Below are 19,439 nucleotides of genomic sequence, written 5' to 3' on the forward strand. Positions count from 1 at the left end.
GGCCCCGAGATCGGCGGGGCGTCACAGCCCGACCTTCCGCAGGAACTCGCCGAACGACTCGTCGACCCCGGCGAGCGGGCCGTCGTCGTGCAGCTCGATGCTCGCCGTGACCGGCGTGCCCGACGCGACGAGCCCGTGCTCGGCGCCACGCACGAGCGCGTCGCTCGTGACCTCCACCGTGGCCTCCGCCTGGTTGGCGGTGTTCTGCACCGCGACCGACGCGACCTCGCCCACGACCTCCGCCTGGTTCGGCAGCACGACGGTGACCTCGGCGCCCTGGCGCACGCGCGCGAAGTCGCTGGGGTCGAGCGTGAGGCGGGCGTCGACGAACAGCGACCCCTCCCGCTCGAGCGACGCGACGGCCTCGCCCGCCTGGACGAACCCGCCCTCGCGGGCCGCGACGTGGGTGACCACGGCGTCGTAGGGCGCGACGAGCGTGATCGTCCCGTCGGGCGACACCTGGTACGCCGACGTGTCCGCGCTGACGAGCCCGAGCGCGATGTCGTGCTGGAGCGTCAGGCTGCTCACGGTGAACAGCGGGTCGCCCGCGGCGACCTCGTCCCCTTCGGCGACCTCCGCCGCGGTGACGGTCCCGGCGTAGTCGCTGCCGACGTCGAGCACCTCCGCCCGGATGGTCGCCGTCGTGCTCGTCGCCTGCCCCAGCCGGCGGTTCATGACGAGCGTGAGCGCCGTGCACACGAGCAGCACCACGAGCAGCCCGCCCACGAGGCGGAATCGGTTCGACCAGGTCATGCGACACCTCCGGTAGGTCCGGACGACGACTCCCCGCCACGGCGCGCCTGCCGCCTCCCGGCCCGCGTCCCGACGCCGACCGTCACCTTCACGCCGAGCCGCGCCGACAACGCCTCGTCGACGACGGTCGCGGCTTCCCTTCCGCGCCGCCGGCGCGGATGCCCGGCGCGCCGGGCGGACCGCGACTCTCGGAGGGCCGTCACGACGAACGCCCCGAGGATCAGCGTGTTGGTGACGTTCCACGCGAGCGCGAGGCTCGGCATCGGGTCGCCCCGCTCCTTCCAGGCCCCGACCACCGACGTCACGAGCAGGAACGCGAAGAACAGCACCTGCGGGATCATGTAGTTGAACGGCGACGTGACCTCGCCCCTGCTCCCGGTCACGTGCCACGCCTGCTCCTTGCCGGTCAGCGCGTTCCACAGGGCCTTGGTGTAGATCGGGAACGACACGGACGCGAGCATGAGCACCTCCCACCGGAACGACCCGAGCGTGAAGAACGCGATGGCGATCTGCAGGACGTAGAACCCCGCGTAGTAGAGCAGCCACGTGCCCCACGAGATGGTGAGGTTCATGGGGGTGAGGTCGAGGTAGATCTGCAGCGGCGGCACGAGCAGCAGCACGAGGGGCGCGATGCCCGCGAGGTAGTGCGTCGCGGTGACGGTGTACTGGAGCCGCTGGTCGAGCGTGAGGGTGCGGCGCGGGCTGAGCGGGTTGTGCTGGAGCAGGATCTCGAACCCGCCGGTGGCCCAGCGCAGCTGCTGCTTGGTGTACGCCTCGACGGTCTCGGGTGTGTCGCCGACGGCGAGCGTCGTGGGGATGTAGATCGTGCGCCACCCGCGTTCGTGGAGCATGAGCGACGTCCACACGTCCTCGGACTTGGAGTCGGTGTGCATGCCGCCGATGTCGTCGATCGCGGCCCGGCGGAAGATCACGTTGGTGCCGACGCAGAACGCGGCGTTGAAGCGGTTCCGGCCGGGCTGCACGAACCGGTAGAAGACGGCCTGCATGTACCCGGCGCCGCGCGAGATGAGGTTGTCGAGGTTGCCGTAGGTCTGGGGTGTCTGGACGAACGCGACGTCGTCCTTGACGAAGAACGGCACGGTCTCGACGAGGAGCTCGGGCCTGGCGACGAAGTCGGCGTCGAGGATGACGAAGAAGTCGCCCTTGGCGATCGCGAGCGCGTGGTTGACGTTGCCGGCCTTCGCGCCGTTGCTCGACAGGCGCCGCACGTAGCGCGCGCCGAGCTGGGCGGCGAGGTCGCGCACGTCGTCGGACCGGCCGTCGTCGAGCACCCACGTGCGGTGCGTGCCGCGCAGCGCGACGGCGGCGCGGACCGTGCGCGCGACGGTGTCGAGGTCCTCGCCGTAGGTCGTGATGAGGACGTCGACGGTGACGGGACGGTCGTGGAGGTAGAGGTTCCAGCGCGTCGGGTCGTCCTCGGCGCCGTCGCGGACGATCTCGGGGACGTCGAACAGGCGGTCCCTGGCGTGGTGGAACGAGAACCCGCGCGGGTCGTACCCGCTCGACAGCACGGTCCACATCGCCAGCAGCGCCTGGCCGACGAGCACCGACTCGGCGGTGATGACCATGAGGTACGGCAGGGCGTCGCCACGGTTCGCGGGGTCGAGCAGGAACACCGCGTACGCGACGACGCCGAGCGTCGCGAGCAGCATGATCATGACGAGCGACGGTGAGCGCGCGGCGGAGTTCTCGTCGCGCGGCGGGCCGGTGGGGCGGTCGACGTCGGCCCGCGGGCCGGACGGGGCGGGCCGCACGTGCTGCGTGCGGCGTGGGGTGACGACCAGGCGGTCGAACTCGGAGACGGCCATCGCAGGTCCTCGGCTCTCGACGGGTCCCGTGCGGGGACCTCGGGGCTCGGGAATCGGGCCGGGCTCGGCGGGCGGATGCCCACCGGCTGCCCGGGTGCGGCGACGTCGTCGGCGTCGCGAGTGCGTGCATGGCAGTGCTGTCGAGCCCCCTGCCGGCGCCCTCGTGCGAAAGGACCCGGAGACGGTTCGAGGTGACCCGCTCCGAGCGGGCCACCTCGTCGTCTGCGCCGAAGGTAGCGGTGCACGACGCCCGTGTCACGGGTCGCGCGCCAGGGCTCCGCCGCGGTCTCGGCGGACAGCCGCTCTTGTGAACAGACCCGCACCGGACCGACGCCGCGCCGTCGCCGAGGCCTTGGATCGTTGGTGCGCCGCCGCTCCCGTCCCCGGCGGGCGGGGCCGCGCCCGCTCGGGTGAGCGCTCACCCGAGCGGCGGTCCGCACGACCCGGAAACGCACCGTTCACGGGTGGAAACGGAGAATTCACGGCGCCGACGCGCCGAACGTCCGCCTGGCGGACGCTCGGCGCCGTCGGCGAGCCGTCAGGGCAGCTGCGGCACGACCTCGGACGCGATGAGGTCGAGGTGGTCGAGGTCGTGCAGGTCGAGCACCTGGAGGTAGAAGCGCGTCGCGCCCTGCTCGGCCGCAGCGGCGATCTTGTCCGTGACCTCGCTCACGGTGCCGGCCAGTCCGTTGCGGCGCACCTCGTCGGGCTCGCGGCCGATCGCGTCGGCGCGGCGACGGAACTCCGCCTCGTCCTTGCCCACCGCGACCACGAACGCGGCCGAGTACACGAGCGAGTCGGGGTCGCGGTCGGCGTCGAGGCACGCGGCGCGCACGTTCTCGAACCGCTCGGGCAGCACGCCCGGGTCGGGGAACGCGGCGTTGAACTCGCTCGCGTAGCGAGCCGCGAGCGCCGGCGTGCGGCGGGGTCCGTGGCCACCGACGATCACGGGGACGCGCTCCTGGGCCGGCTTGGGCAGCGCCGGCGAGTCGGTGAGCGTGTAGTGCTCGCCGCCGAACGAGAACGTCTCGCCGACCGGCGTCTCCCACAGCCCCGTGATCACCGCGAGCTGCTCCTCGAGGATCCCGAACCGCTTCTCGGGGAACGGGATGCCGTACGCCTCGTGCTCGCGCGCGAACCAGCCCGCGCCGAGCCCGAGCTCCACGCGACCGCCCGACATCTGGTCGACCTGGGCGACCTGGATCGCGAGCACGCCGGGGTGGCGGAACGTCGCCGACGACACGAGCGTGCCGAGCCGGATGCGGCTCGTCTCTCGGGCCAGGCCCGCGAGCGTCGTCCACGCGTCGGTCGGTCCGGGCAGCCCGTCGCCGTCGCCCATGACGAGGTAGTGGTCGGAGCGGAAGAAGGCGTCGAAGCCGAGGTCCTCGGTCGCCTTCGCGACCGCGAGGAGGTCGTCGTAGGAGGCACCCTGCTGGGGCTCGGTGAAGATGCGCAGGTCGATCTGGGTCATGCGGCCACCCTGCCACACGGGTCTGCTGCCTCCCGCCGGCGGAAACCCCGACCCGCGAGATAGAACCGTGGTAGCGCGAGGTAGAACCGTGGCCGCGCGAGGTAGAACCGTGGCCGCGCGAGGGCCCCGAGATCAGTCCACGAGCGCGACGAGGTCGAGCTCCTGGAACTCCGCGACCTCGGGCACCCAGCGGTCGGCGACGAAGCCGCGGTGGTCCGGGTGGGCGTCGTACGCGGCGTAGGCGGCGTCGTCGTCGAACACCATGGAGAACTGGAAGGTCAGCGGGCTCTTGGCGCTCACCTGGCGCGAGACCCTGAAGTCCCGCACCCCCGGGATCGCGGTGAGCGTGCGGCGTGCGGTGTCGAGGAACTCGACCTCCTCGGCGCTGCCGGCGGGGTGGACGAGGCGGAAGGCGACGGTGTGCTGGATCACGCCCCCACCCTAGGCTGGCGACCATGCGCGTGAGCACCGTGGTCCTGCCGATCTACCCGTGGCGTGAGGGCCGGGACGTGTGGCGGGCCGCCGACGACCTCGGGTTCCACGCCGCCTACACGTACGACCACCTGTCGTGGCGCACGTTCCGGGACGGGCCGTGGTTCGGCGCCGTCCCGACGCTCGCCGCCGCGGCGGGAGTCACGGAGCGGGTGCGGCTGGGCACCCTCGTGTCGTCGCCGAACTTCCGCGAGCCGGTGACGTTCGCGAAGGACGTCATGACGCTCGACGACCTCTCGGGCGGACGGGTCACCGTCGGCCTCGGCGCGGGCACGACGGGCTTCGACGCGACGGTCCTCGGCGGCGAGCCGTGGTCCGCGCGGGAGCGGGCCGACCGGCTGCGCGACTTCACGGTCCTGCTGGACCGGCTGCTCACCGAGCCCGCGGTGACGCACGACGAGGGCCACTACCGCGCGCACGAGGCGCGGACCATCCCGGGCCCGGTCCAGTCCCCGCGCGTGCCGTTCGCGATCGCCGCGACCGGTCCGCGCGGGCTGCGGCTCGCCGCGCGCTACGGCCAGGCGTGGGTGACGACGGGCGACGGCCGCCTGGGCGACGACGCGACGCCGGCGGAGTCGCGCGCGGCGGTCTGCGACCAGGTCGACCGGCTCGAGGCCGCGTGCTCCGACGCGGGGCGGGACCCCGCGTCGGTCGAGCGGATCCTGCTCACCGGTTTCACGCCCGACCCCGCGCTGGAGTCGGTCGACGCGTTCGTCGAGACCGTGCACGGCTACGCGGGGGTCGGCATCACGGAGATCGTCGTCCACTGGCCAGTCCCGGGCACCCAGTTCGCGGCCGACCGGAGCGTCTTCGAGCAGATCGCGACGGACGGCGCCGCGCAGGTCCGCGGTCTCTGAGCCGCCCGCACCCGCCTCGGCCACCGACCCTGATCGCGCACGTCGCGCCGGAGGGAACCTCCCCCGGCCCCGCTGCGTGCAAGAGGTGGGAAGCCCGTGACACAGGTCCGTACGAGGGACTCACGGGACGGCGACGCGAGGAGGCGACGTGCGCAAGGCACCGGCGGGCTGGTACGCGGACGCACCGGGCTCCGGGAGCGAGCGCTGGTACGACGGCTCGGCATGGACCGACCGCACCCGCGCACGCCGCGCGCCGGAGGGCGCCGGGCCGTGGGGCCGGGTCCTCGTCGTCGGGGCCGTCGTCGTGCTCGTCGTCGCCGCGCCGCTCCTGCTCGCCGTGCTCGGCTGACGCCCCGCCCGCGACAGACCCGTCACCCGAGCGGGCCGAGCACCCGGTAAGTCACGTGCGTGACCTGGGACGCCGCCCGCACGGCGATCGTCTCGAGGGCGAGGGGCGGGACGCCGTCGAGCACGCGGTCCCCGTGACCGAGGACCTGCGGCACGACGTGCAGCCGGAGCTCGTCGAGCAGGCCCGCCGCGAGCGCCTGGTTGATGGTCGCGGCGCCGCCCGCGACGGAGACGTTCCGGTCCCCCGCCGCGTCCCGCGCCTGCGCGACGGCGGACTCGATGCCGTCGGTGACGAAGAAGAAGGTCGTCCCGCCCTCCATGACGAGCGGCTCGCGAGGGTGGTGCGTGAGGACGAACACCGGCCCGTGGTACGGCGGCTCCGGCCCCCACCAGCCGCGCCAGTCGAGGTCCCACTCACCACGGCCGGGCGTGAACATGTTCCGTCCCATGACGAACGCCCCGCGTCGAGGATCGCCTCGATCTCCGGGGCATTCTCGTCGGCCGTCTCGAACATCCATCGGTGCAGGTCCACCCCCTCGCCGAACGGGTGCTCCTGCGTCTGGTCCGGCCGGGACGAGAACCCGTCCACCGACACCGCCACGTCGCACGTCACGTTCGCCATTCCACCCTCGCCCTCCGCGGTCGGCGCGAGCCGCGACCGCCGTCGTCCGTCGTCGACACCTCCGACCGCGCGCGCACCCGGAACTCATCGCGGGCCGACGGCACCGCAAGAAGGACGCCTGGCGCGACACAGTCCTGACGAGTGGGCGACCCGAGACGAGGGGACACCGTGCGACGACGACCGATGGCTGCCGCGACCCTCACCGCGGCGATCCTCGGTGCCGCGGCGTGCGCGCAGGTCGAGGTTCCGGACGGCGTCGCGACGCCCGTGCCCCCGGCCGACGCGTCCGGACGCCAGCCGTACGAGCAGCCCGACCCGGCACCCCGCACTGACGACTCGGCGACCACGTCCGACGCGATCTACGACCGGTACGGCGCCGACCCGAGGTTCGGGACGCTCGCGCTCGCCGAGGGTGGCACCGGGCTCGTCCTGTACTGGCACGGTGACGCGCCCGACGACCTGGCCGAGCTCGCGGGCGACACGGCCGTCGAGGTCGTGCAGACGCCGTACCTCCCGGCAGACCTGCGGGCTGCCGTGCTCGCCCTGTTCGAGTCGGGGACGGCTCACGGTCCCGTCACGATGGGTGGCCCGAGCGTCGACGGCAGCGGCATTGAGATCGGCATCGAGAAGGAGCTCACGCCCTCGCCGGAGGAGCGGCTGGGCGAGAGCCTGAGCGACGAGGTGGGCGTCCCCGTCGTCGTCGAGAGCGGTGCCCGCGTCTCGCCCGCCGTGGGCTGACCAGCGTTCTACCTCGCGCAACCACCGTTCTACCTCGCGCAACCACGGTTCTACCTCGCGCGACCAGGGTTTTCCCTCGCGCGACCAGGGCTCTACCTCGGGGTCGCCGCCTCCTCGGTCGCGATGCGGAGCGCGGCGACCAGCTCGCGGTAGAGATCGTCGGTCGTGAGGAGCTCGGCGTGCGTGCCGCGTGCGCGGACGCGCCCGTCCTCCATGACGAGGATGAGGTCGGCGTCGATCACCGTGGAGAGCCGGTGGGCGATGGTCACGACGGCCCGGTCCCGCGCGAGGTCCTCGATGACGGCGTGCACGGCGGCCTCGGTGAGCCCGTCGACCTGGGCCGTCGCCTCGTCGAGGAGGAGCACGTCGGGCGCGTGCAGGACGGCGCGCGCGAGGGCCACGCGCTGGCGCTCCCCGCCCGACACGGTCGTCCCGACGAGGGACGTGTCGAGACCGTCGGCGAGGGAGCGCACCTTGGCCTCGAGCCGAACCTTCGCGAGCGCGGCCCACATCGCCTCGTCGGTCGCGTCGGGGTCGGAGAGCCGGAGGTTCTCGCGGATCGTGCCGGGCACGACGGGCGTCTCCTGCTCGACGTAGGCGAACCGCCGCCGGACGTCGTCGAACGTGAGGTCGTCGTAGGCCACGCCGTCGAGCAGGATCTGCCCCGACTCGGGCTGGAGGAACCGCAGGAGCAGCGAGAACGTCGTGGTCTTGCCCGCCCCCGACGGCCCGACGATCGCGACCTGCCCACGGCGGGGCACGTCGAGGTCGAGGTCGCGGACCACGGGCTCGCCGCCGGGGAGGTAGCGCGCCGTGACGCCCCGCAGGGACAGCCGCGGCGTCCCGGGCGCGGTCCCCGCCGTTCCCGACGCCGCAGCCGCCCCCGTCGCCGGGCCGGCCTCCGCGCGGGCCGGGTCGAGCATCGCCGATCCTGCTCGGACGCGCGCCGCGTCGTCGCCCTCCTCCGGCTCGATCGCCTGGACCTCGCTGATGCGCCCCGCCGCGGCGATGCCCGCCTGGAGCTGCGTGACGTTCATCGTCAGACCGGTGACGGGCTCGACGATCTGGAACGCGTAGAGCAGGAACGCGACGAGGCTCGACACGGCGAGCAGCCCCTCGTCGACGCGCCAGGCCCCGAGCGCGAGGATGACGATGATCGCGAGCTGGATGCCGCCGCCGGCGATGGTCCACGCGACTGCCTCGGTGCGCACGGCCCGGACGCTGTGCCGCGCGGACGTCTGCGCGTCGTCGAGGACGCGGTCAATCTGGCGGCCCTCGGCGCGGCTGGCCTTGATCGTGCGGATCGCGCGCAGGCCGCCCTCGAGCGTCCCGCCGAGGCTCCCGAGCGACTCCTGCGCCTTCTCCTGCGCCTTGGCGATGCGCGGCATGAGGGCGCCGACGAGCACGCCGATCACGACGATCGCGCCGAGAGTCGTGCCGAGCAGCACGATGTCGAGCACGCCCATGAGGACGATCGTCCCGACGAGCGACACCGCGAAGTTGACGAGGTTGACGATGCTCGACGACGCCGCCTCGCGCAGCAGCACGGTGTCGGAGGTGACACGGGTGACGAGCTCGCCCGTCGGGCGGCCGGTGAGCGCGCCGATCCGCGCGCGGAAGTAGCGCCGGACCATGGAGGACCGCGCGTCGAGGACCACGCGCTCGGCGAGCGTGCCGAGCAGGATCCACTGCCACAGGCCGAGCACGAGGCCGACGACGAGCAGCCCGACGAGCGTGAGCACGGCCGGGGTGAGCGACTCCCCCGTCCCGAGGGTGTCCAGGACCCACTTGGTCACCATCGGGGTCGCGAGGGCCGCGGCGGTGGTGCCGAGACCGAGCACGAGGCCGAGCACGAGCGTGCGGCGGTGCGGACGGACGAACTGCCACAGCACCCGGAGCCGCGGGAGGAACGGTCCCTTCGGGGTGTCGTCGGGGGCGGATGGCGTGGTCGCAGGCTGGGGAGCGTCGGTCGTGGACATGGCGTCAACCATGGTTGACATCCCTTCTCGTGTCAACTGTGGTTGACGCGATCTGAGCGCAATGCGCGGAACAGCGTTCCCCCCAAGTGGAACATGGCTGTTCCGCTAGGGGCAAGAGGTGTCCCGCAGCGAGGAGGGCTATCGTGGGCGCGTGACGGCACGAACCAGCGCGCGGGACGCCACCACGGCGCCGGCCCTCAGCGAGCCGGGCGACGGGTCGCCGCCGCAGAGCGGAGCGCGGGCCCGCACGCGGCGCGCGATCCTCGACGCCGCGGTCGCCGTGCTCAGCACGGACAAGTCCGCGTCCCTCGGCGACGTCGCCCAGGCCGCACAGGTCGGACGCACGACGCTGCACCGCTACTTCCCCGAGCGGGCGGACCTCGTCGAGGCGATCGGCGCCGAGGCGGTCGAGCGGACGCGCGCCGCGATCGCCGCGGCCCGCCTCGACGACGGCGACCCGGCGGCGGCGCTGCGCCGCCTGGCCTTCGAGTACTTCGACCTCGGTCCCTGGTACATGGTGCTGTTCAACGAGCTGTCGGGCGGCGAGCCCGAGTTCTGGGCGGAGTCCGACGCCGCGGAGGAGCCGGTGCGCGAGCTCCTGCGCCGCGGCCAGGCCGACGGCGTGTTCGACGACCAGCTCAGCGTCTCGTGGCTCGTCCGCACGCTGTGGTGGATGCTCTTCAACGCATGGGCGATGCACGACGAGGGCGAGGTGTCGCGGGGCGACGCGCTGCGCATGGCCGTGCGCAGCATCGAGGGCGTCGCGATCGCCCGCGAGGACAGGCCGTGAGCACGGCCCCCGCCCCGGGGCCCCGGCCCGGCCTCGGCGAACGGCTGCGGCGCTGGTGGCAGCGGGCCGACGAGGTGCGCACGGGTGTGCGCTGGGCGAGCGTCGCGACCGTCGTCGGCGGGATCGCCGTCGCGCTCGTCTGCCTGGCGCTCGTGCTCCGCGGTCGCGTCTGGGCCTGGTTCCCGCTCCTCGTCGCCGTCGCGGTCGCGCTCCGCGAGGTCCGCTACCTCCAGCGCGCCGCGCGCGGCGGCCGACCCCGCTACCACGAGAACGCGCCCCGCTGAGTCCTGGGGCGCCGTCGCCCGCGCGGGCCACGGGGTGGCACCGTTCGTCATCCGGAGGTCGCACCCCGGTGGACCGCAGGATCCACCGGACGGCCGACGCGCCCGTGGGGGCTCGGCGGGAAGACTGGCGGCACGGCGTCGGGCAGCGGCGCCGGAGACCTCCGGAGGCGCACCGTGACGACCCCCACCCCCGCTCGGGACGCGGCGTCCCCCGAGCACCCGTCGGCGCGCGCGGCCGCGCGCGGACTGCGCTTCACCGCGCGCCGTGGCCGTGGTGCCCGACGACGCACGGCCGGCCCTGAGCAGCGCCCGGTCGTCCCGCCCGTCGAGCGGGCGAACGGCTGGCTCGTCGCGGTGGCCGTCGTGGCCGGCGCGGTGCTGTTCTCGGTGCTGGCGATGAACGCGTTCCTCGGCGGCTGAGGGCCCCGCTCAGCCCTGACCGGCCGCCGCGCGCGAGCCCTCGACCATCGCGGGGCGAACCTCAGCCAGGCGAGACCTCCTCGCTGCCGGGGACGGCGCGCGCGGTCAGAGCCGCGGGTCGAGCGGCTCCGACTCCAGCGCGAGCACCGCGAACACCGGCTCGTGGACGCGCCACGTCGGCTCGCCGCGCGCGACCCGGTCGAGCGCCTCGAGGCCGAGCGCGTACTCGCGCAGGGCGAGCGAGCGCTTGCGCCCGAGCGACCGCTCGCGCAGCCGTTCGAGGTTGCGCTCCTCGGTGTACTCGGGCCCGTAGACGATGCGCAGGTACTCCCGGCCGCGGACCTTGAGACCCGGCTGGACGAGACCGCCGCCCTTCCCGGTCGCGCCCCGCCGTCGCACGAGGTTGGCGAGCGGCTTGACCACCATGCCCTCTCCCCCGGCCGCCGTGAGCTCCTCCCACCACGCCGTCCCGGCGGTGCGCGACGCGTCGTCCGCGAGGTCGACGACGACCCGCCGCGTCGTGCGGAACAGCGCCGGGTCGGCCGTGACGAGGCGGTCCGCGACGTCGAGGTGCCACAGGTGGTCGCGCTCGGCGTACGTCGTCCCGGTCGCCCCCACGCAGCCGGGTCGTGCGGCCGTCCCGCACGCGAGCACCTGGAACGGCGCGACCTGCACGCCGCGCAGCGGGTCGGCGTCGCCGGCCCCGTCGGCCCCCGTGTCCCACCGGTAGCGCCGGTACGACTCGAGGAACAGCTCGGCGTCGGTCGCGCGCCGCGCGGTCCGACGGCGGAGCTCACCCACGTCCACGCCTCGCGCCTCGGCGGCGGAGAGGGCCGCGAGCGCGGACGGCATGACGGCCCTGGCCGCCGCCCCGACGCTCGCGTACTGGTCGCGCAGGAGCTGGTCGGCCTTGAGCGACCACGGGAGCACCTCGGCGTCGAGCAGCACCCAGTCGGCGCCGAGCGCGTCCCACGTCCCGGCCGCGTCGAGGGCCGCGGCGACGCGCCCGAGCAACAGCGCCGTCGTCGGCTCGTCGAGGAACGACCGCCCCGTACGGGTGTGCACCGCTCCGGGCGCCTCGATGCCGAACCGCTCGGCGACGACGCGCGAGCCGCCCGGTCCCGAGTCGCGCGCGACGAGCAGGACCGCGCGCGAGCCCATGTGCTTCTCCTCGCACACGACCCGGTCGACGCCGTCGCGCGCGTACGCCGCGAAGGCGCCGTCGGGGTGCTCGAGCAGGCCGGGCAGGGTCGAGGTCGCGACGGGGCTCATGGTCGGCGGCAGGTACAGCAGCAGGCGCGGGTCGACCGCGAACCGGCTCATGACCTCGAGCGCGCCCGCCGCCTGCTCCTCGCCGACGGTCACGCGCCCGTGCGTCGAGGTCTCGACGACGCGGCGGCCGAGCACGTCGGAGACGGAGAGCAGGTCGGGCTCGCGCACGGGCGTGCCCGAGCCGTCCGAGCCGCCGGGCAGGAACGGGCGCGCGGGCGCGTAGTACTCGCGCGCGGCCGGCACCTGCACGACCTCCCTCTCCGGGTAGCGCAGCGCGGACAGCTTCCCGCCGAACACGCAGCCCGTGTCGAGACACATCGTGTTGTTGACCCACTCGGCCTCGGGTGTCGGCGTGTGCCCGTACAGCACCGTGGCGCGACCGCGGTAGTCGTCCGCCCACGGGTAGCGCACGGGCAGCCCGAACTCGTCGGTCTCGCCCGTGGTGTCGCCGTACAGCGCGAAGCTGCGCACGCGGCCCGACGCCCGGCCCTGGTAGGACTCCTTGAGCCCGGCGTGCGCGACGACGAGGCGGCCGTCGTCGAGCACGAGGTGGGACACGAGGTCGCGGCAGAACGACTCGACCTCGCGCCGGAACTCCTCGGGCTCCTCGGCGAGCTGGGCGAGCGTCGTCTCGAGGCCGTGGGAGACCTTCACGTCGCGGCCCCCGAGCGCGCGCACGAGCTTGTGCTCGTGGTTGCCCGGCACCGCGAGCGCGTGCCCCGCCCGGACCATGCCCATCGCGAGCCGCAGCACGCCCGGGGAGTCGGGCCCACGGTCCACGAGGTCGCCGAGGAAGATCGCACGCCGACCCTCGGGGTGCGCGGCGTCGACGGGCCGGCCCGCGTCGTCGCGCACGACGGCGTAGCCCAGCTCGCCGAGGAGCGCCACCAGCTCGTCGAGGCAGCCGTGCACGTCGCCGATCGCGTCGAACGGGCCGTGCTCGCCGCGGCGGTCCGTGAGCAGCGGCGTGCGCACGATGCGTGCCGCCGCGACCTCGTCCTCCCCGCGCAGCACGTGCACGGTGCGGAACCCCTCGCGCTGCAGGCTCTTGAGCGACGACCGCAGCGCCGCCCGCTGCCGCTGCACGACGTGCGCGCCGAACCCGCGGTCGGCACGCGCCGCGTTGCGCTCGACCGCGACCCTCTCCGGCACGTCGAGGACGATCGCGACGGGCAGGACGTCGTGGGCGCGCGCGAGGGCGACGAGGGACTTTCGCGCCTCACGCTGCACGTTCGTCGCGTCGACGACCGTGAGCAGGTTCGCCTCGAGGCGCTTGGACACGATCGTCTCCAGCACCTCGAACGCGGCCCTCGTGGCCGCCTGGTCGTTCTCGTCGTTCGACACGAGGCCGCGACACACGTCCGACGACACCGTCTCGTAGGGGCCGAAGTGCTCGCGCGCGAACGTCGACTTCCCCGAGCCGGAGACACCGACCAGCACCACGAGGCTCGACGCCGGGACGCGCAGGTCGCGAGTCGCCGCCGGGCGCTCGGTCGTCTGCTCGGTTGCTTGCGCGGTGCCCTGGCCGGACATGTGCTCGCTCATCGCGCCTCCCCTCCGTCGTGCGTGCCGGAACCTGCCGTGGCCGTCCCGCCCTGCGGGGTGTCCGCACCGGGCACGAGCGTGAGGACCACCATCTGCGTGGGCGCCCCGACGTCCGGCGCGAGCGGCCCGACGTCGCGGTGCTCGACCGCGTACCCGTACCGTTCCGCGACGGCGCCCGCCCACGCGCGCAGCTCGGCGCGCGTCCACTCGAACCGGTGGTCGGGGTGCCGCACCCGGCTCCCGCCCGGCCCGTCCAGGAGGTTCGGGTAGTGCACGTTGTACTCGGCGTTGGGCGTCGTGACGACGACGGCGCGCGGCCGCGCGTGGCCCAGCACCGCGTGCGCCAGCGCGTGGAGGCGCGACGGGTCGACGTGCTCGACGACCTCCATGAGCACCGCGGCGTCGAACCCCCTGACCCGGTCGTCGGTGTACGTGAGGGACGACTGGAGCAGGCGCACGCGCTCGCGCTCGGCGTCGCTCGCGTCGTGCAGGCGCAGCCGCGTGGCCGCGCGCTCGAGCTCGCGCGCCGAGACGTCGGTGCCGAGGACGCGCGTGAACGTCCGGTCGGCGGCGAGGCGGCGCAGGAGCGCGCCCTCCCCGCAGCCGAGGTCGACGACGGTCCGCGCACCGACCTCGTGCAGCACCCCGAGCACCGCGTCCGCACGTTGCCGGGCGAGCGGCGGCTCCGGCGCGTCCGCCTCGGGTGACGCCGCGCCGTCGGCCGAGACCCCGCTGTCGGGCACGGCCTGCTCCTCCGCGGGCGCGGCGCCGTCGAGCGCGGCGAGGCGCGCCGTCGCGTCCTCGACGTAGCGGCGCTGGTGCGCGAGGTAGCGGCGCAGGATCTGCTCGCGCTCCGGGTGGTCGGCGAGCCAGCCGCCGCCCGCGCGCACGAGCTTGTCCACCTCGTCCGTCGAGACCCAGTAGTGCTTGGCGTCGTCGAGCACGGGCAGCAGCACGTAGAGCTGCGCGAGCGCGTCGGCGAGCCGGCGCGTGCCGCGCAGGCGCAGGTCCACGTACCGCGAGGCACCCCATGCCGGGACGGTCGGGTCGAGCGGCTCCGTGGTCGCCGTCACGTGCCAGCCCAGCGGCTCGAAGAGCCGGCACGCCAGGTCGGCGCCACCGCGGCAGGGCAGGGACGGGACGTGCACGTCGAGCGGGAGCTCGACGGCGGGGAGGTCCGGCCGGGCGTCGCACCGGCCCGCCATCGCCGTCGCGAACACCTTCCCCAGGGCGACAGCGACCATCGACGACGCCGCGTACGGGCGGTCGTTGACGTACTGCGCGAGCGCGAAGGCGTCACCGCCGCCGAAGCGCTTGTTCCGCACGATGCCGACCGGGTCGACCTCGAGCAGCAGCGCGACCTCGCACCGCTCCGCCGTCGCCTCGGGGTAGAACACGTGCGCGCGGCCCACGGGCAGGTCGAACACCTGGGCGCGGTCCGGGTGCTTGTGCAGCAGGAAGCCCAGGTCGGTGGCGTCGTCGAGCGTCCCCGGGGACGCCGTCGCGGCGAGGGTCACGAGCATGGCCGCCATGGTGCCATCCGGCGCCGGGCGGGGCACCGGGATTGTGGACGGGTGAGCGAGCTGTGGACGGCCCACGTTTCAGCCGCTGCACCCATCGACGCGAGCGCTCCGGAGGTCTACCGTCGAACCACGGGCGCCGCTGCCCACGGCACGCGCCCGGCCAACGTCCAGCCGGAGGCCGCGCATGGTCGCCACAGCCGAGAACGGGCCCCCGGGACGGGGGGACGACTCGGCGCGGGGTGGCCCGGCGCCGTCGGGCACCACGTCGGACGCCGACGCGTTCGCCGACCGCCTGTTCGCCGCGACGCTCGGCGCGATCGACGTCCTCGCCGTCCATGTCGGTGACCGGCTCGGTTGGTACCGCGCGCTCGTCGACGCCGGGCCCCTCACGTCGACCGGGCTCGCCGAGCGCACCGGCACCCACGAGCGGTACGCGCGCGAGTGGCTGGAGCAGCAGGCGGCGAGCGGGATCCTCGCCGCCGAGGACCCGGGCGCGGGGCCGGCGCTCGCCGCCGACCCGGCCGCGGCTGCCCGCGAGCGCCTCTACGCCCTGCCTGCCGAGCACGCGGAGGTGCTCACCGACACGACCTCGCTCGCGTACGTCGCGCCGCTCGCACGCTTCGTCGGGGCGATCGGCCCGCAGCTCCCGCACCTGCTCGACGCGTACCGCACGGGCGGCGGCGTGTCCTGGGACCAGCTCGGCGACGACGCGCGCGAGGCCCAGGCGGAGGTCAACCGGCCGTGGTTCGAGCGCCGGCTCGCGCCGACGCTCGCGCGGGTCCCTGCGGTCCACGACGTGCTGAGCCGACCGGGGGCTCGGGTCGTCGACGTCGGGTGCGGGTTCGGGTGGTCGACGCTCGCCCTCGCGCGCGCCTACCCGGACGCAGTGCTCCACGGCGTCGACGTGGACCGCCCGTCGGTCGCGGCGGCGCGCGCGGCAGCCGAGGAGGCGGGGCTCGCGGACCGCGTGACGTTCCACCTCGCCGACGCCGCCGAGCTCGGTCTCGTCGAGCCCGCCGGTCTGCCGTTCGACGCCGCGTTCGCGTTCGAGTGCGTGCACGACATGCCGCGGCCCGTCGCGGTGCTCGACGCAGTGCGCCGCGCGGTCCAGCCCGACGGCGTCGTCGTCGTCATGGACGAGGCCGTCGGCGAGGAGTTCTCCGCGCCCGCCGACGACGTCGACCGGGTGATGTACGGGTACAGCCTCTTGGTGTGCCTGCCCGACGGGCTGTCGTCCGCGCCGTCCGTGGGCACCGGGACCGTCATGCGCCCCGCGACGCTGCGCCGCTACGCACGCGAGGCCGGGTTCGCGGAGGTCGAGGTGCTGCCCGTGGACGACTTCTCGTTCTTCCGGTTCTACCGGCTCGTGCCCTGAGCGTCGGTCGCGTCGTCCCACACGACGGCGTCGCCCGCACGGATCGTGCCCGAGGACAGCAGGCGGCAGACCACCCCGCCGCGGGCGTGCATCGCGCGCATCGCCCCGGGCGCGATCCAGTCGTCGAGCAGCCGGCACGGCGCGGCGATCCGGAGCACCTGGAGCTCGACGTCTCCGATCCGCAGCAACGTGCCCGGCTTCGTCGGCAGGTCGCCGTGGGTGAGCGTGACGTTGCGGCGCGTGAGGCCCGGGTCGATCTCCTGCCCGAGGTCCGCGGCGGCGTCCGCCAGGTCGGTGAGCGTCTGGATCGTCACGTGCCGGTGCTTCGAGCCGTGGTACCGGTCGCCGACCAGGCCCTTGCCCTCCTCGGCCTCGACCTCCTCGACGACGCGGGTCGGCAGCCGACGGGCCTTGGCGACGTGGATCGCGTGCACGCGGGGCTGGTCGGGCATGGTCCCAGCCTCGCACCCGGCCGGGCTCGGGGACCACCGCCCGGCCCGGGCGAGCGACCGGTACCGGTGTACCGTCCGGTGCATGACCGACGTCCGCAGCCGCACCCATGCCCAGGCCGTCGACGCAGCGATCGAGCTCTTCACCCGCAAGGGGTACGAGCAGACGACCGTCGAGGAGATCGCCGACGCCGCCCAGGTCAGCCGCGCCACCTTCTTCCGTCGCTACGGGTCCAAGGAGGACGTGGTCTTCGCGGACCACGAGCTCCTGCTCGACGAGGTCGTCGTCATGCTCGCCGCGACGCGGCCCGTGCCCGACGCCGAGGGGCACCTGACGCCCGACCCGACGGTCGACCCGTACCTCGAGGTCTGCCGCGCGGCGCGGCTGGTGTTCGACCACCACGTCGGGCAGCGCGAGACGTCGCTGGCCCGCTGGCAGCTCCTCCAGCAGGTGCCCGCCCTGCGCGATCGCGAGCTCGTCACGACCCACCGCTACGAGCGTGCGTTCACGGCGTACCTGCGCGACGCGCTCCCGCCGGACGAGCGCCGCTCGACCGCCTCCATCGCGTTCGCCGCATCCGTCGTCGCCGTGCACAACGCGCTCCTGCGCCGGTGGCTGCGCTCCCCCGACCAGGACCTGCGCCCCCAGCTCGAGGAGGCGTTCGCGGACCTGCGTCGCGCCGCCGTCGGCCGGTACGCGGCACCCGACGGCACCGCGCCGGCCGAGCGCCGCGACTCCGGGGACGGCGTGCCCGGCCGCCGGGTCGTCGTCACCGTTGTCGACGCCGGGGCGGACGCCCAGGGTGTCGCGGACGACGTCGCCCGGGCGGTCCGCGACGCGCTCGCATGACCCCCTGAGATCGGCGGCTTCTGCCGAGATCGGCGATCACGACTGCCGACCGCGGCGGGACGTGCCGAGGTCGCGTCGAGCGACGGGTGTCCCGGCGTCGGGGAATGCGCCGGTAGCATCGGCGGTTGCAGAACGCAGTACGCACGAACGTGCTCCGGGGTCGGTGCAATTCCGAGCCGGCGGTGACAGTCCGCGACCCGCGCCCACGCGCGGTTGACCTGGTGGAACTCCAGGACCGACGGTGACAGTCCGGATGGGAGGAAGCACGTGCGGCGCGGCCACGCCCAGAGCGTGGTGCTCCGACGACCCGTCGGCGCACCGGTTCGCGACGGCGGTGGCCTCGCCGTGGTGAGCGACGCCGTCGGGCCGGTCCAGGCCTGACCCCACCGCCCGCCCTCACCCCGGAGCGCTCGTGCCCGGGAGGACGAGGACATCCGATGGACCTGATCCACGCGCTGTTCGACGCGCAGCTGACGATCGGCGACCAGCACCTGCTCTGGCGCGAGATCGTGGGCAACGGCTTCGGCCTGGCGTCGGCGCTGGGCGGCATGCGGCGCAAGGTGTGGGCGTGGCCGGTGGGCATCGTCGGCAACCTGCTGCTGCTCACGGTGTTCCTCGGCGCGGTGTTCGCGACGCCCAACCCGGTCAACCTGCTGGGCCAGGCCGGCCGCCAGGTGATGTTCGTCGTCGTGTCGGTGTACGGGTGGGTGCAGTGGCGCCGGACCCAGGCGCGGCTCGGGGACGCCGACGCGGACAGCCACGGCGTCGCCGTCGTCCCGCGCTGGGCGTCGTGGCGCCAGCGCGCGTTCCTCGTCGTCGCGCTCGTCGGCGGGACGGCGCTGCTGACCCCCCTGTTCCGCGCGCTCGAGTCGTACGAGCCCGTGTGGGCCGACGCGTGGATCTTCATGGGCTCGCTGCTCGCGACGTACGGGATGGCGAAGGGCTGGGTCGAGTTCTGGCTGATCTGGGTCGCCGTCGACGTCGTGGGCGTGCCGCTGCTGGTCTCGGCCGGCTTCTACGCGTCGGCGTTCATGTACGTGTTCTACGGCGCGTTCACGCTCGTCGGGTTCTTCGTGTGGTGGCGCGTCAACCGTCGCGCGGCGACAGCGGCGGAGGCGGCGGGCGCGCCCGCCTGACCCGCGGGTCCGCGGCCCGGGGTCGCGGGTCAGTCCTCGAACAGCATCCGGTCCGACGGCGCGGCGCGGCTCGCGCGCAACGTCGGGTCGGCGCACAGCACCTCGACGAGAGCCTCGCTCCCACCCACGTAGGTCGCGGCGGCGTCGATCTCCGTCCCGACGAACCACGAGCGGTCCTCGGGCCACCACAGGTTGGGCGGCTGCTCGTGGTCGCGGAACGCGCCGGCGTCGGCCAGCGTCCCGGTCCACAGGTGGTACTCGCGGTGCGGGAGCAGGAGCATCGGGGCGGCCGGGCGCTCGACGAGCGTCGGCGCGAGGTGCTCCCACGCCTCGGCGACCGCGCGCTCGATCTCCTCCGTGGTCGGGCGCGCCTCGTCCTCGGACCACCCCACGAGCGGCGCGACGCCCGAGCTCGCGCGCGGGTCCGTCCCGTGGTCGTAGAGGAACGCGTAGCCCGTCCACAGGGCGAGGTGCACCGACCGGTCCCCGGTGAAGGGTGCGAGCGCCGCGGCCAGGGCGTCGGTCTGCGCCGCGAGCGTGACGTCGTCGTCCCAGCCCGGGTGCGGGACGCACGCGTACGCCGCGTACCCGCGCGGGACCGTGCCGTCGACGCGCGGGCCGAACTCCCCGAGCCGCTCCGCGATCCACGCACCCGCCGAGGCGTCGTCGTCCCAAGCCACCCGGCCAGCCGTCGTCGTCATCCGGG

General features: G+C 74.4%; 18 protein-coding genes, 1 pseudogene and 1 riboswitch. Of the genes and pseudogenes, 9 read left to right on the forward strand and 10 right to left on the reverse strand.

From position 1 onward, the window contains the following. Positions 1–21 precede the first annotated feature (21 nt). From JN535_RS16175 to JN535_RS16190, 4 genes are all read right to left on the reverse strand, one after another. The gene (locus JN535_RS16175; protein WP_205206597.1) at positions 22–753 is read right to left on the reverse strand and encodes an HlyD family efflux transporter periplasmic adaptor subunit; all 732 of its coding nucleotides are present in this window, start codon (positions 751–753) and stop codon (positions 22–24) included. After that, on the reverse strand, positions 750–2,582 hold the full coding sequence (locus tag JN535_RS16180) for a glycosyltransferase family 2 protein (protein WP_205206598.1): 1,833 nt from the start codon (positions 2,580–2,582) through the stop codon (positions 750–752). The genes JN535_RS16175 and JN535_RS16180 overlap by 4 nt, the downstream gene beginning before the upstream one ends. A 538-nt stretch (positions 2,583–3,120) precedes the next feature. Beyond that, positions 3,121–4,044, reverse strand: a complete 924-nt coding sequence (locus JN535_RS16185; RefSeq protein WP_205206658.1) for an LLM class F420-dependent oxidoreductase — start codon at positions 4,042–4,044, stop codon at positions 3,121–3,123. Positions 4,045–4,185: 141 nt separating this feature from the next. Beyond that, a complete protein-coding gene (locus tag JN535_RS16190) occupies positions 4,186–4,485 on the reverse strand; it encodes a Dabb family protein (RefSeq protein WP_205206599.1) in 300 nt (99 codons plus the stop codon). Positions 4,486–4,508: 23 nt separating this feature from the next. On the opposite strand from JN535_RS16190, the gene JN535_RS16195 reads away from it, so the two are divergent. After that, a complete protein-coding gene (locus JN535_RS16195) occupies positions 4,509–5,402 on the forward strand; it encodes an LLM class flavin-dependent oxidoreductase (RefSeq protein WP_205206600.1) in 894 nt (297 codons plus the stop codon). Between the two features lie 148 nt (positions 5,403–5,550). Beyond that, positions 5,551–5,751 (forward strand): DUF2510 domain-containing protein, encoded by a 201-nt coding sequence (locus JN535_RS20905; protein ID WP_307868832.1) that lies wholly within the window; start codon positions 5,551–5,553, stop codon positions 5,749–5,751. A 22-nt stretch (positions 5,752–5,773) separates the two neighbouring features. On the opposite strand, the pseudogene JN535_RS16205 reads toward JN535_RS20905, so the two are convergent. Next, a pseudogene (locus tag JN535_RS16205) lies at positions 5,774–6,372 on the reverse strand (dihydrofolate reductase family protein). A 183-nt stretch (positions 6,373–6,555) separates the two neighbouring features. Between JN535_RS16205 and JN535_RS16210 the strand changes: the two are divergent. Continuing rightward, complete coding sequence (locus JN535_RS16210; protein WP_205206601.1) at positions 6,556–7,110, forward strand: hypothetical protein; 555 nt, start codon at positions 6,556–6,558, stop codon at positions 7,108–7,110. Positions 7,111–7,202: 92 nt separating this feature from the next. Here the strand turns inward: JN535_RS16210 and JN535_RS16215 are convergent, their stop codons facing one another. Continuing rightward, complete coding sequence (locus tag JN535_RS16215; protein WP_240201288.1) at positions 7,203–9,089, reverse strand: ABC transporter ATP-binding protein; 1,887 nt, start codon at positions 9,087–9,089, stop codon at positions 7,203–7,205. Positions 9,090–9,240: 151 nt separating this feature from the next. Between JN535_RS16215 and JN535_RS16220 the strand changes: the two genes are divergently transcribed. The 3 genes from JN535_RS16220 (at position 9,241) to JN535_RS16230 (ending at position 10,583) form a co-directional block, all read left to right on the forward strand. After that, positions 9,241–9,879: a TetR/AcrR family transcriptional regulator gene (locus tag JN535_RS16220; RefSeq protein ID WP_205206607.1), complete on the forward strand. Its 639-nt coding sequence runs from the start codon at positions 9,241–9,243 to the stop codon at positions 9,877–9,879. After that, positions 9,876–10,163 carry a hypothetical protein gene (locus JN535_RS16225; protein WP_240201289.1) on the forward strand — a complete coding sequence of 96 codons (288 nt, stop codon included), beginning with the start codon at positions 9,876–9,878 and terminating at the stop codon, positions 10,161–10,163. The genes JN535_RS16220 and JN535_RS16225 overlap by 4 nt, the downstream gene beginning before the upstream one ends. Before the next feature lie 174 nt (positions 10,164–10,337). Next, a complete protein-coding gene (locus tag JN535_RS16230; RefSeq protein ID WP_205206609.1) occupies positions 10,338–10,583 on the forward strand; it encodes a hypothetical protein in 246 nt (81 codons plus the stop codon). A gap of 105 nt (positions 10,584–10,688) precedes the next feature. Here the strand turns inward: JN535_RS16230 and JN535_RS16235 are convergent, their stop codons facing one another. After that, positions 10,689–13,400, reverse strand: a complete 2,712-nt coding sequence (locus JN535_RS16235; RefSeq protein ID WP_240201290.1) for a polynucleotide kinase-phosphatase — start codon at positions 13,398–13,400, stop codon at positions 10,689–10,691. Beyond that, positions 13,397–14,923 (reverse strand): 3' terminal RNA ribose 2'-O-methyltransferase Hen1, encoded by a 1,527-nt coding sequence (locus tag JN535_RS16240; protein WP_205206611.1) that lies wholly within the window; start codon positions 14,921–14,923, stop codon positions 13,397–13,399. The genes JN535_RS16235 and JN535_RS16240 overlap by 4 nt, the downstream gene beginning before the upstream one ends. A 184-nt stretch (positions 14,924–15,107) precedes the next feature. Between JN535_RS16240 and JN535_RS16245 the strand changes: the two genes are divergently transcribed. Continuing rightward, entirely contained in the window at positions 15,108–16,298 is a 1,191-nt protein-coding gene (locus tag JN535_RS16245; protein ID WP_205206613.1) for a class I SAM-dependent methyltransferase, read from the forward strand. Here JN535_RS16245 and JN535_RS16250 read toward each other — a convergent pair. Continuing rightward, on the reverse strand, positions 16,280–16,750 hold the full coding sequence (locus JN535_RS16250) for an MOSC domain-containing protein (RefSeq protein WP_205206615.1): 471 nt from the start codon (positions 16,748–16,750) through the stop codon (positions 16,280–16,282). The two genes, JN535_RS16245 and JN535_RS16250, sit on opposite strands and share 19 nt — an antisense overlap. Positions 16,751–16,832: 82 nt before the next feature. Here JN535_RS16250 and JN535_RS16255 point away from each other — a divergent pair, with 82 nt between their 5' ends. Continuing rightward, complete coding sequence (locus JN535_RS16255) at positions 16,833–17,597, forward strand: TetR/AcrR family transcriptional regulator (RefSeq protein ID WP_205206617.1); 765 nt, start codon at positions 16,833–16,835, stop codon at positions 17,595–17,597. A gap of 146 nt (positions 17,598–17,743) precedes the next feature. Next, positions 17,744–17,867: riboswitch (FMN riboswitch) on the forward strand. A 167-nt stretch (positions 17,868–18,034) separates the two neighbouring features. Further along, positions 18,035–18,733, forward strand: coding sequence for a nicotinamide riboside transporter PnuC (gene pnuC / locus JN535_RS16260; RefSeq protein ID WP_205206619.1), 699 nt, complete (start codon positions 18,035–18,037; stop codon positions 18,731–18,733). Between the two features lie 29 nt (positions 18,734–18,762). Here the strand turns inward: pnuC and JN535_RS16265 are convergent, their stop codons facing one another. Continuing rightward, on the reverse strand, positions 18,763–19,434 hold the full coding sequence (locus tag JN535_RS16265) for a hypothetical protein (protein WP_205206620.1): 672 nt from the start codon (positions 19,432–19,434) through the stop codon (positions 18,763–18,765). Positions 19,435–19,439 lie beyond the last annotated feature (5 nt).

It is taken from the genome of Cellulosimicrobium cellulans, assembly GCF_016921195.1.
GTDB lineage: Bacteria > Actinomycetota > Actinomycetes > Actinomycetales > Cellulomonadaceae > Cellulosimicrobium > Cellulosimicrobium cellulans_F.